Source organism: Collinsella sp. AF28-5AC (assembly GCF_003457875.1).
GTDB lineage: Bacteria > Actinomycetota > Coriobacteriia > Coriobacteriales > Coriobacteriaceae > Collinsella.
Window position 1 is genome coordinate 1 of the sequence record NZ_QRTA01000014.1, and the last position, 12680, is coordinate 12680.

At 59.3% G+C, this 12680-nt stretch carries 10 protein-coding genes; 7 read left to right on the top strand and 3 right to left on the bottom strand.

Translation table 11 applies throughout. The features are described from left to right. Positions 1-108: 108 nt before the first annotated feature. Positions 109-1242 (bottom strand): ribonuclease D, encoded by a 1134-nt coding sequence (rnd, locus tag DWZ01_RS08555; RefSeq protein ID WP_006234315.1) that lies wholly within the window; start codon positions 1240-1242, stop codon positions 109-111. A gap of 98 nt (positions 1243-1340) precedes the next feature. Here rnd and DWZ01_RS08560 point away from each other — a divergent pair, with 98 nt between their 5' ends. The 5 genes from DWZ01_RS08560 to DWZ01_RS08580 all read left to right on the top strand — a co-directional run bounded on the left by DWZ01_RS08560 (position 1341) and on the right by DWZ01_RS08580 (position 8213). Beyond that, positions 1341-2258 carry a diacylglycerol kinase family protein gene (locus DWZ01_RS08560; RefSeq protein ID WP_117759024.1) on the top strand — a complete coding sequence of 306 codons (918 nt, stop codon included), beginning with the start codon at positions 1341-1343 and terminating at the stop codon, positions 2256-2258. 408 nt (positions 2259-2666) lie between these two features. Then, positions 2667-4643 (top strand): C69 family dipeptidase, encoded by a 1977-nt coding sequence (locus DWZ01_RS08565; RefSeq protein WP_117848671.1) that lies wholly within the window; start codon positions 2667-2669, stop codon positions 4641-4643. A gap of 400 nt (positions 4644-5043) precedes the next feature. Then, complete coding sequence (locus DWZ01_RS08570; RefSeq protein WP_117759028.1) at positions 5044-5616, top strand: hypothetical protein; 573 nt, start codon at positions 5044-5046, stop codon at positions 5614-5616. Positions 5617-5722: 106 nt separating this feature from the next. Then, a complete protein-coding gene (locus DWZ01_RS08575) occupies positions 5723-7474 on the top strand; it encodes an ABC transporter ATP-binding protein (protein ID WP_117759030.1) in 1752 nt (583 codons plus the stop codon). After that, positions 7467-8213, top strand: coding sequence for an energy-coupling factor transporter transmembrane protein EcfT (locus DWZ01_RS08580; protein WP_022094111.1), 747 nt, complete (start codon positions 7467-7469; stop codon positions 8211-8213). The genes DWZ01_RS08575 and DWZ01_RS08580 overlap by 8 nt, the downstream gene beginning before the upstream one ends. A 125-nt stretch (positions 8214-8338) precedes the next feature. Here the strand turns inward: DWZ01_RS08580 and DWZ01_RS08585 are convergent, their stop codons facing one another. Both DWZ01_RS08585 and DWZ01_RS08590 read right to left on the bottom strand, forming a co-directional pair. After that, positions 8339-9085, bottom strand: coding sequence for an aspartate/glutamate racemase family protein (locus DWZ01_RS08585; protein ID WP_040358337.1), 747 nt, complete (start codon positions 9083-9085; stop codon positions 8339-8341). Between the two features lie 84 nt (positions 9086-9169). Continuing rightward, a complete protein-coding gene (locus DWZ01_RS08590; RefSeq protein ID WP_117759032.1) occupies positions 9170-10426 on the bottom strand; it encodes an ATP-grasp domain-containing protein in 1257 nt (418 codons plus the stop codon). Positions 10427-10658: 232 nt separating this feature from the next. Here DWZ01_RS08590 and DWZ01_RS08595 point away from each other — a divergent pair, with 232 nt between their 5' ends. Both DWZ01_RS08595 and DWZ01_RS08600 read left to right on the top strand, forming a co-directional pair. Further along, positions 10659-11291: an MOSC domain-containing protein gene (locus DWZ01_RS08595; protein ID WP_199411461.1), complete on the top strand. Its 633-nt coding sequence runs from the start codon at positions 10659-10661 to the stop codon at positions 11289-11291. A 234-nt stretch (positions 11292-11525) separates the two neighbouring features. Beyond that, positions 11526-12659, top strand: a complete 1134-nt coding sequence (locus DWZ01_RS08600) for a glucosaminidase domain-containing protein (protein ID WP_117759034.1) — start codon at positions 11526-11528, stop codon at positions 12657-12659. Positions 12660-12680 lie beyond the last annotated feature (21 nt).

The following is a 12680-nucleotide window of genomic DNA, read 5'->3' on the forward strand; positions in this document are numbered from 1 at the left end:
GCGAAAAGCTCATTTGTGCCGCAAGTGTACGGCTAACAACGAAAATCAACCATCGATGTTTTGGCATTGCAGCTCTAAAACGTTTGCAGCGCTTGGCAAACCGCGTAACTACAAAAGCTCGATTTTGCCGTCCTTCACAGTGAGTCCCATGTTGCCCGAGAGCAGATCGTCCAGGCGCGAGCCCACAAGCTCAAAGCGCCAGCCTTCGCGCAAGGGGCTCTGCTCGGGATGCTCAATATAGTCGGCCAGGTCATCGCGCGAGGCAATGACCGAGGTCGCCACTCCCGAGCGTTCGGCAACCAGGCGGATAAGCGCGTACATGAGATCCGTCACGCTCTCCAGCTCCGGAGAGATCTGGCGATGCCCGCGCACCATGAGCGGCAGGCGATCGTGCGGGCAGCTTGCGCCGCGCTTGATGGCCATGAGCGCACCGTCCACGTCGCGCTCCCCCAACTGATCGGTACCGCGAATGCTACGGAACTCCTCAACGCGCACGGGATTGCGCTTGACGAGCGCAAGCAGCGTGTCGTCGGACATGACCCACTTGCGCGGGATGTTACGGCGCTCGGCGCGGTCCTCGCGCCAGGCGGCGAGCTCGCGCGCGATGCCCAGCTGGTGGCGGCTGCACGAGTTGATGCGCTTGACCTTGCGGAATGCCTCGTGACGGTCGGCGCGATAGTGCGACTCGTCAGCCAGCGGGCGTAGCTCGTCGAGCACCCAGTCCACACGGCCCAGCTCGCGCAGGCGACTCATCATCTCGGTATAGGCGACGATCAGGTACTTGACGTCATCAATCGCGTACTCAATCTGCTTATCGGTCAGCGGGCGACGCGACCAGTCGGTCAGCGACTCGGTCTTGGGCAGCGAGACGCCGCAAAACGTCTGAACAAGCGCGCCATACGAAATCTGCTGGCGCTCGCCCAAAAAGGCAGCGGCGACCTGCGTATCGAAAATCGGTCGTGGCAGCACGCCCACGGTATGGAGCATAACCTCCATATCCTGCGAGCAGGCGTGGAAGACCTTAGTCACGCTCTCGTCTGCCATAAGCTCGGCCAGCGGCGATAGGTCGTCGATCACCAGGGGATCGACCGCGACGCTCTCGGCAGGGGTGGCAATCTGAACCAAGCACAGGCGCGGATGGAACGTGCGCTCGCGCAAAAACTCGGTATCGACGGCAATCGCGTCGAACTCACGGGCGCGCTGGCAAAAGTCGAGTAGAGCCTGATGTGTGGAAATGTACATATCAACCCATCGAATAAGGTTAGGCCCGAAAAACACGGGTAGGATATCGGCATTGCCTTACAACTATACTCGGTTAGTCACAGAACGGGAACGTAAGTATGCGCTGCCTTATCATCCACAACCCGGCATCGGGCCCCAGCTCAGATGAAATCTTCGCATTCACGCACGCCCTTGCACAGGGCGGCGACGAGGTCGTGATGCGCTTTATCGGCGATGGCATGGAACCCGAGGACGCCGTGGCAGACGTGCGCGAGTTTGATCGCGTGGTCGTTTCGGGCGGTGATGGCACTGTCTCCAACGTGCTCGACCAGATGCGCGGATGCGGTGTCCCCACGCTCGTCTTCCCCTCCGGTACGGCCTGCCTGTTCTTCAACAACATCGGCAATGCCCCCGAGGCGGCGGCGCTTGCCAAGGCTTGCCGCGCCGGTCGCACGGTCAAAGTAGACATGGGCGAGCTCTTTTGGCTCGACGAAGACGGCAACGAGAAGCGCCACGGCTTTATCATCATCGCCGGCTCGGGCTTCGACGCCGAGATCATGATGAAGGCCGCCCCCACCAAAAACGACATCGGCGAGATCGCCTACTTCCTCTCTGCGCTCGCCACGCCCAACCCTACGGTAGCGCACTTTACGATTGAGCATGACGGCATTGTCGAGGAGCTCGATGGCATCTGCTGCATGGCCGGCAACACCTCGGTCATTCAAAACGACATCAACCTGTTCCCCGATTGCCGCATGAACGACGGCATGGTCGACATCGCGGTCATCGAGCCCGTAAAAACCGTCCAGCTGCTCCCGACCGTGATCACCGCCGCGCTCGACCCCGCCGGCAAGTTGCTCGGCCGTCCGCAGTTCAAGATCATCCAGACCAAGGAAGCCAAGATCACCTGCACGCCGTCGCTGGGCATGCAGTTCGATGGCGAGATCATCTCCAGCAACTCGGGCGTCTTTGGTGCCCGCGCGCTTCCGCAATGCCTCGACCTCATCGTCGACGAATTCTCACCGCTCGGAAAATAGGAGGACCCCATGAACGACAATCCCCTGATCGGCTTTATTGTCATCGTCTTGGCCATGCTCGTCGGTTACGCCATCAACGTGATTCACCGCCGAAAGAAGTAAATCTACATTGGTATGATATTCATCCAATTATCGTCTCCCCTGCCGTTTATGCATTTGCCAAACAGCAGGGGATTTTCATTTCGGGCATTCCCAGCTACTTTATTCGACTACAGTAATTACAGGGCGTCTTTATTAAAGTAAAGCTATAAACTGAGTACAATTAACCGCTCATCGCATATTTCATTACGCTTATCGAGTAAGTTTCTTTCATAGATGAATATTGTTTCCAGTTCGTTACGCTAATGGGGTGTCTTTATTGGCTGAAGCCCTCTGGCAACGGAGGGCTTTCGCACGCTGGGAGGGAAAATGAGGAAAACTCACCCCGTCAACGCGCTCAAAAAGCTTGGCATAGGCCTCGCCTTTGGAGCTGCAACCATCATGTCCATGCCGACATCTGCGCTCGCCTGCACGCAGATGTACATGGGCAAGAACCTTACGGCCGACGGTAACACGTACTATGGCCGCACCGAGGACATTGGCACTCGTTACCTCAAACACTATGGCATCGAGCCCTCTTATGGCCCTGGTCATACCTACAGCTCGAACGAGTCCGGATTCTCCTACACCTCGACCAAGACTACGTATCGTTACAGCTACGTGCGCGACCATCCTGCTGAGTGGGACGGACGCTGGGATGCCTACTCCGAGGCCGGCATCAATGAGAAGGGCGTCTCCTGCTCCGCAACACTGAGCACCTCCTACAACGACGATGCCAAGGCAGCGGATCCCACGACCGAGCATGCCCACAAAGCAAATCCCGAGGTCAAAAATACCGGCATCGGCGAGTACAGCTACGCGGGCGTCATCTTGGGCGAGAGCGCAACGGCCCGCGAGGGCGTCGAGCTTATCGGCAGTCTAATTGACGAGCAGGGCGTCTGCTCCAACGACCAGATTGTCATCGCCGACAACACCGAAACTTGGCTGTTCGCCGCGCTTTCCGGCCACCAGTGGATCGCTATGAAGCTGACCGACGACGTCGCTTCGGTCAACCCCAACATTAGTAACCTCAATTTCCAGGTCAATCTTGACGATCCTGAGAACTGCCTCCACTCTGAGGGGATCAAGACTATGCCCGAAGAGAAGGGCTTCGCCAAGTACTTTGAAGACGGACAGTTCGATGTTGCCCAGACCTACGGTGTATCTATCAACAATACGGGCATGGGCTCTTGGGCGCGTTATATCCAGGGCCGTGACTACTTTATGGCTCCGCTGACCGAGGGCACCGACTACGAGATCGTCAAGGACAAGGACAAGAATGACGTCACGCTCGGTGCCATGGTTCATGAGATGCAGCCGCTGTTCTTCCAGCCCAGCAAGTCCGACTGGAACACGTTTGAGCTGATTCGCGCCTTCGGCAACCGCGGTGAAAAAGTCCCCGGCCTTAATGCCAATACTGACGGTGTCAGCAGCATCGGTTCCGACCGCAACGCCGAGGCCAACCTCTTCCAGATTCGAAAGGGCTATGACCCCGAGGTTGCAACCATCCAGTGGGAGATGCTCTCCTGCGCCGAGTTCTCCGTCGCTATCCCGCTATACTCCGCTCTGATGACCGAAGTCAGCCCCTACTTCAGCGACCAGACCGTTGATTATGGTCACTGCAGCGAGACGGACATCGTGAACAACGAGGAGCCCGAGAACTCCATTAACTACGTCCTGATGGACATCAACTCGCTTTGCTTCGCGAACCGCGCACAATTCGCCACCAGCGTCCGCACCTACCTCGATGCGCTCCAGAACGAGCTCATCGAGCAGAACAAGGAAGTCGACACCGCCATGCTGGCCGAGACGACCACCGAGGGCCGCACTGCCCTGGCCAACAAGGCCGGCAAGGCTGCTACCGAGAACACCTACAAGAAGTGCAAGGCACTGCTCCAGGAGATGCGCGCCTATCAGAAGGCCGAAAACTTCGACCAGCCCTTCACCCCAAGCGACCTGAACACCGAGACCAACGGCCTCAAGGTGTCCATCACCTACGCCAAGGATGCTCTTGCCACCGATCCGGTCACCCCGGATCAGCCCGGCACTCCCGAGCAGCCTGGTACTCCTGAGCAGCCCGGTACCCCCGAGCAGCCCGCTAAGCCCGAGCAGCCAGCCGCCAAGCCTGAGAAGCCTAGCAAGTCCGACACCACGACCACGGTAACCACTAACAAGACGAACACCAAGGGCGGCCTGCCCACCACTGGCGATCGTTTTGATGGCCGCATGGTGGCCGCATTCGCCATCGCTGGCGTTGCCGTCATCTCCGCGGGCGGTTACTTCCTCTACCGTCGCAATAAGGAGTAACGTCTTAGCTGGGCGGGCAAGGCAGCAATGGCAGCCTCGCCCGCCCAGCCCGCTCTTTTGACCGGCGGGAAACCCGCCTGAAATCTTTTCAAAAAAGATTTCCCCGCACGCACTTCGCTGTGCTATAGTGCAGCGCAACAGCAACTAGGTGCGACCGTGCCACGGTATCACGAAAGGAGCCACCAACATGAAGAACACGATGAAGTCTCTCAACAACTGGTGGTGGCGTGATGCGAATACGATCGGTCGACAGTGAGTCCCTCACGCCTGTTTTTGCGCTCTAGGTGATTGGAAGGCCTCCGGTTTCGACCGGGGGCCTTTTTCTATCTCGAGCCCGATCGCATTCGCATCACGCGCCTCCGCTTTTCTCTTGCACCCCCATTCCGAAAGGATTTTCACCATGTCTCAGAACACCACCGCCGCCCAGCCCCGCACCGTCCAGACCGCCGACCGCGGCAAACTCGACGTCCGTGCTCTCGTCCTGCTCGCCATCCTGCTCGCTGCCGGCTTCATCCTCAACTTCACCGTCGGCAAGGCCATCTCGGGCATCTCGGGCGGCATGATCAGCCCCGAGTTCATCATCTCGGCCTTCTGCCTCACCATCCTGGTCGTTCGCCCCAACATCGGCCAGGCGCTCGTCATTGGCCTCATCTCGGCTGCCGTAATCCAGATCACCACCGCTTCGCCGTTCGTCGATTTTGCCGCTGAGGGCATCGCCGCCATGCTCATGGCCGGCATCGTCAACGCCGCCGGCAAGAACGGTCAGGTCAAGCCCGCGATCGCCATTGTCGCAACCTTCCTGACCACCTTTGTCTCCGGCGTCATCTTCATGGTCATCAAGATGGCCATGCTCGGCGTGGTCGGCGAGCTCGCCGCCGCCATGTTGCCCGTCGTCGCCATGACCGCCGTCTTTAACGCCATTCTGGTCGGCGCCCTCTACTTGCCCATCCAGAAGGCCCTTAGGCTCAACTAACCCACAGTGCCCCATCGGTAAAGACTGTCCCAAACAACGAGCTCTTGGGGACGTTCTTAAACGACTGGTCATTTAAGAACGTCCCCAATGACTATGAAAGGTATCCATGGAAACGATCATCAACGTCGACGATGTCTCGTTCTCCTATGGCACGCAGACCGAGCAGGCGCTCAGCCACATCTCGCTCAGCGTGAACAAGGGAGATTTCATCGGCATCATCGGGCCCTCGGGCGCCGGCAAGTCCACGCTTGCCGCCTGCCTGTCGGGTGCCGTGCCCCACCACTACACCGGCACGTTCTTTGGGTCCGTCATGGTTGACGGCCACGACACCTGCGAGGTCTCGCTGACCGACGTGTCGCAAATCGTCGGCAGTGTGCTGCAGGATATCGACACGCAGATGGTCGCCTCGGTCGTCGAGGACGAGATGCTCTTTGGCCTCGAGAACTTTGGCGTTCCCCACGACCAGATCGAGCGGCGCGTGAGCGAAACGCTCGAGACCGTCGGCATCAGCGACCTGCGCGACCGCGAGATCGCCACCCTCTCGGGCGGACAGAAGCAAAAGGTAGCCATCGCCGCCATCCTCGCCATGCGTCCGCGCGTCTTGGTTCTCGACGAGCCCACCGCGGCACTCGACCCCGCTAGCTCCACGTTGGTCTTCGAGACGCTGCGTGAGGCAAACCGCGCACTTGGAATCACCATCGTCGTCGTTGAGCAAAAGGTCGCCCTGCTCTCGGAGTACTGCAACCGCGTGCTCGTGCTCAACCATGGCGAAATCGCGCTGCAGGGCGAGCCACACGAGGTCTTCGCGCATACCGACGAGCTCCGTGCCATCGGCGTCGACTGCCCTCGCGTCACGCGTATCTTCAATAGCCTCGAGGCCGATGGCCTGGTAAGCGGCACCCCCTGCTTGGATGTCGATGAGGCCGAGCGCCTGATTTCGGGCATCGTCGACCCCGCACACGCGGCTATCGAAGCCCAGGCGCCCGCCGGTTCCCCGCATGCACCGTCGTTGCGTCCTCATGCCAAGGACGCCGAACCCGTACTCACCTTCGACCATGTTGAGTTTGCCTATCCCAATGGCGGAGCCGCCGTACGCGACCTTAGCCTGACGCTCTATCCTGGCGAGCTCGTGGGCATCGTCGGCCAAAACGGCGCCGGCAAGACCACGCTCACCAAACTGCTCATAGGCCTGCTTAAGCCCGCCTCGGGCAGCGTGCGCGTCACGGGACTGGATACCGCAGCCGTTCCCACGAGCCGCATCGCTCGCGAGGTCGCGACCCTCTTCCAAAACCCCGACCGCCAGATCTGCAAGGACACCGTGCTCGACGAGGTCGCCTTTGGCCTGGAGCTTGGCGGCATGGACCGTGCCGAGGCTCTGCGTCGTGCCCAACTCGTCATCGACCGCTTTGGCCTGCCTGCCGATGAGGCGCCGTTCTCGCTTTCGCGTGGCCAGCGACAAATGGTGGCGCTTGCCTCCGTCGTAGTGGTTGAGCCCAAGATCGTCGTACTCGATGAGCCCACGAGCGGCCTTGATTACCGCGAGTGCATGACCGTCATGGAAACGGTGCGCACCATGGCCGAGCGCGGTTGCGCCGTTATCATGGTCTGCCACGATATGGAAGTCGTCTCGGATTTTGCCGAGCGCATTGTGGTGATGGCCGACGGTCGCATCCTCGACCGCGGCCGCACGCACGAGCTATTCTCGAACATCGAACTCATGCAGCATGCCTACGTGGAGCCTCCCCAGGTTATTGAACTCTCGCGCCGTCTGGCATCTTCCGTCTCGCCCGCTTTTGCGCAGGTGAGCGAGGTCACCGATGTCGTTCGAATTACCAAGGAGATGGTCCACCGTGGTTAACGTCATCGACTACATGCCGGGCGATACGCTGCTGCATCGCCTGAACCCCGTCGTCAAACTGGGCCTCGCCGCTGCCATCATCGTCGGCATCTTCTTGTCCGACACCTACGTAGCGCTGCTGGGCTTTTTGGCACTCACCCTTGCACTGGGTGCCTATGCCGGCGTCGTCGACCGTCTGTTCTCGCTGCTCAAGTTGCTGATTCCGCTCGCGCTTATCATGCTGGTGCTCCAGCTGGCCTTTATGCGCGATGGCAACGTGGTGTGGGGTTTTATCACCGACACGGGCCTCATCACAGGATCGAAGGCCTGCCTGCGCCTGCTGGGTGTGGCGTTACCACTCATCCTCATGCTCATGGTGACCAAGCTCAACGACCTTGCCAACGCCTGCGTCGAGGTGCTGCACGTGCCGTATCGCTATGCCTTCACCTTTACCACGGCGCTGCGCTTTGTGCCGGTGTTTGGTCAGGAGATGAATGCCATCATGGAGGCGCAGACCGCACGCGGCGTCGAGTACGACACCAAGAACCCCATCAAGAAGCTTAAGCTCATGTTGCCACTGTGCGTGCCGCTGCTCATCTCAAGCGTGGGCAAGACCGATGCCACAGCCTTGGCGGCAGAACAGCGCGGCTTCTATCTGCGTACGCGCGCCAGCTCGTACAAGCGCTACCCCATCAAGGGCCTGGACATCGCCGTGCTCATCGTCAGCATCGCCCTCATCGCCATCGGCTTCCTGTTCTAGTTCACCACCGACAGCAACCGCCCAACGCAAAAGGCCTCGGCTCGCACCAAACGAGCCGAGGCCTTTACTGTTTCACCAGATAAAACCTACCAAAATTAACCTGTCCCTTTTTGGCGGGTCGGAAGCTAGAGGCGGTAGGGGGCGCCGCTGCGGATGATGGATTCGCGCACCAGGACATCCATGGCGTCGAGGGTGATCTCGGGCATCTCTCGGTACTTTTGCAGCACCGAGAGCTCGGTGCAGGCCAGAATGACGCGGTCGCAGCCGCTACGGGCGAACTCCCACATCACGCGGTCGAACTTATCCATATCGGGCTCACGTCCGGCCTTCACATCATCGTAGATAAGCGACATCACATCGTTCTGACGTTTCTCGCTGGGATAGACGACCTCAACACCCGCAGCCTTACATTCGCGGCCGTAGACGCCCGCGCCCACGGTTCCGTCGGTGCCCATGATGCCAATCTTGTGCACCGGCTCGGCCGGCATACTCAGGTTGGGGTCGAACTCGCACTCCCCCATCACCGCACCGGCCAGAGCATAGCGCACCGACTCACGCGGCATGTGGATAATCGGCACCTTCGTAAACGACTGGATCTGATCGTAGAAGTAGTGTGACGTGTTGCAGGGAATGGCAATGTGCGCGCAGCCCAGCGACTCGAGTGCCTGGGCACACTCTTTCATGGTCGCCAGCAGCTTGGCATGCTCGCCGGTCTTAATGGCCAACGTGCGGTCGGGCATGGTCGACTTGGAGAGCACCACCATGTCGATATGTTCCTGATCGCAGGCAGCAGCCGTGTGGCGCACCACCTGGTCGTAGTAATACGACGTGGCCTCGGCGCCCATGCCGCCGATAACTCCCAGCTTTTCCATCGCCGCCTCCTTGGTGACGCTTGCGCAATTGCGCGTATCATACCCGCGCCCGCCCGATGCAAACCGGACGGGCGCCGCGCTCATCTACTTGTAATACGTCTTGAACAGCTTGAAGTGGCGCAGCTTGGTGTGCCACATGCGCAGCCAGCGGTTAAAGACAAAGTCGCCCTTCATAAACGAAGGGTCGGCGCCCTTGCCCTCCTTGTCCAGACGATGCACCTTAGCGCGCAGCTCGGGATCCTTGACGTACTTGTCGACGACGCCCATGGGGACGACCATCCACAGGGCCTCGTCCTGAGCCGTCACAAACTCCGGCTCAAATGGACGGTTGAACACATACTCGTCCACCACATACTTGGCAACGTTAAAGCCACTGTTAGTGACGTAGTAGTTGCTGCGGCCCTGGCGCGTGTTGAAATCGAAGAACTTAAACGAGCCGTCGCGCTCGTCGTACTTAACGTCAAAGTTGGAATAGCCCACAAAGTGAAGGTCCTCGAGCAACTTGCGCACGCCGTCCATGAGCTCGTCGTTGGGCTCGGTAATGATACAGGCATGGTTGCCGACACCGTGGGGCTGATGCTCCTCGAGCAGCACATGGCCCAGGCACATCATGCGCACCTTGCCGTTGCGGTCGGAATAGCTGGTGAGCACGCGCATGTACTCGTCGTTACCGGGCACGCGGTCCTGCAAGATCAGGTCGTCAGTGTAGCCGCTGGCATACGAATCGCGAATGACCTGTTCCAGCTCGGCGCGGTCGGCAATCTCATAGGCCTTCTTCTGGCCCTCGAACTCGTGCTGCCACCACATGATGCCGTCAGAAGGCTTCAGAATCATCGGGTAAGGAAAATCGATCTGGTCGAGCACCTCGGCAGGTGCCTCGCCTTGGTCGTTCAGCATCGCCATGGTGAAGGTAAAGGTATGCGGATAAGGCACGCCATGCTTCTCGCACAGCTCGTAGAAGATCTCCTTCTTCTGGCACTGCTCGAGCATGCTGTAGGGAGCGTAAGGCGCGACGATGTTATCCGCCAACTCATGGGCATCCTTGGCCTGAGCCACGAGGGCAACATAGTTATCGCCACAGCCCACAAGGACAATCGTCTTATCGGCATGCGCTTGGGCAATGCCGTTGACGGTTTTGAGCATCACGGGCATGGTATCGATATCCACGTTGGGCGTGTAGTCGATAATCTGGCTGCGGTACGCGGGACCCGTCTGGTACTTGCCAAAGACCAGACTCTTGACCTGGTACTCCTCGTAGAAGGCGCGCGCCACCGAATAGGCGTTGATGTCGCCACCGAGCAGCACGGGAATGAACTCGCGCTCTGTAAATTGCAATGCCATGGAAACTTCCTATCATGAACTGCCCACACAACGGGCGGTCTTTGCGCATCTGATTTATTCTAGCGTGCCAAGCCGCCGACGCCCAAAGCTCCACCGTATCTATGGCAATCGACGTAATCGTCCAGCACGAAGGCCAGCACAAAGACGGCGCTCACCGTTGTATGACAATGGGCAATGAACCTACCATTGTTGTAGGATTCAACATGTTGCCCGCCCCGTCGAAAGGTGCACCGTGCCCCAGGCTCATCCGATCAACAACCCCATCATTGACGCCGCCAAGCGCGAACTTGCGGATCGTGCCCAGACGGCAGCTCCCCTACGCACCGCAAACGATGCTTACAACGGGCCTGCCCGTATCGTCTCAATCAACACGTCGGAGCACAAAGGCACTCGCAAGTCGCCCGTCGCCGATGGACGCGACACCGTCATCGAGCAATTTGGCCTCGCTACCGATGCGCACGCCGGACATTGGCACCGCCAGGTCTCTTTTTTAGCCGCGGAGTCCATCCAGACGGCGCAGGCGCGCGGGCTCGATGTGCACGAGGGCGACTTTGGCGAGAACTTCACCACCCAGGGTATCAACCTGCTCTCACTCCCCTTGGGCACGCAGCTCAAGCTCGGCAGCGAAGTACTCGTCGAAATCAGTCAGATCGGCAAAGTCTGCCATACCCGCTGTGCCATCTACTATCTCGCCGGCGACTGCATCTTTCCCCACGAGGGCGTTTTCGGCGTGGTACTAAAGGGCGGAGAGGTCCATACCGGCGACGAAATCCAGGTGGTCAAGCTCGGCGACGGCACTTGCTCGTTCACCCCCGCCGAGGCGCTCGAAGAGATTGAGCAGGCTCGCCAGGAGGGCACGCTGTAGTTGTAAAACCCCACGTTGAGATAGCTTTTACAGCCCAAAGTTCCTCTTAAACAGGCCCCCGTAACGTTAAAGTTGAACTCTATGGTTTCTCAACAATTCATCATAACTGCAGGTCAAAGCCAAAGCCTCAAGTTCAACTTGACCCTTTGGAACCTTTAAGGTTCAAGTTGAGGTCGAAAGCAGTAGTAGAATACCGTTCGAACCATAACCTACGATTGATTGCAGAGGGACTGGATGCAGCATTCGAATCATCGCACCGCAGCGCTCATTGCGTCGAAGCCGGCTCGTATCATCACGAGCGCCGCGCTCGCCGTTGCGCTGACGGCCTCGCCGATGCTCTCCCCCGTTGCGGCGTATGCCGCCTCGCAGGCAACGCAGGACCAGCTTTCCGCAGCCCAGCAGAAGATCGAAGCCGCCACGAGCGCCTACAACGACGCCCGCACCAAACTCGATGACCTGCAAAAGCAGATTGACTCCAATGAGGCAAGCATCGAGGAAATCGAGGCTAAGCTTCCCGAGCAGCAGGCCAAGGCAAGCTCTGCCATGCGCGATCTGTACAAGTATCAGAAGGGCACCAATCCCATCGTGAGCTTCCTGGTCAACGCGCAGAGCCTGGGTGAGTTCATCACGACCTGCAAATACACCAACCAGATCACGAGCTCGAGCGTCGACGAGATCGAAGAGCTCAATAGCATGCAAACCGAACTCGAGCAGAACAAGGCCGAGCTCCAGCAGGCCAAGTCTCAGCTTGAGGCGGAGCAGAAAAACGCCGAGGATGCGCTGGCACAGGCCCAGCAGCTCCGCAGCGAGGCACAGGCAAAAGCCGAGCAGGAAAATGCCGCCGAGCTTGCCAAGCTTGAGGCCGATAAGGCCGCTGCCGCCGAGAAGCTCTCGGGCGAGGGCGTAAGCGGCAGCAATTCCAGCAGCCAGGCCACCAACACCAACACCACCATCGACACCACGGTGAACAACTCCAATACCGGTAGCTCCGATTACGATTCGTTCATTAATGAGTGGACGAGCCGCATCGACAATTATCTCGCCGGCTCCCCTATGGCAGGCCAGGGCTATAACTTTGCCGTCGCCGCTTGGAATACCGGTGTCGACCCCCGTTGGTCCCCCGCCATCGCCTGCATCGAGAGCACCAAGGGTGCTTATTGCGCCAATTCTTATAACGCCTGGGGCTGGAGTGCACGTGGCGGCGGTTGGCGCAGCTTTGGCAGCTGGAGCGAGGGCATCTCCGCTCACGTTGCCTATCTGGGCGCCAACTACGGCTCCACCCTTACCCCGGCTGCGGCCAAAAAGTACTGCCCGCCCACGTGGCAGGACTGGTACAACAAAGTCGCCGCTCAGATGAACCGCATCTAAGTGCAACTGCAAAGGGCCCCA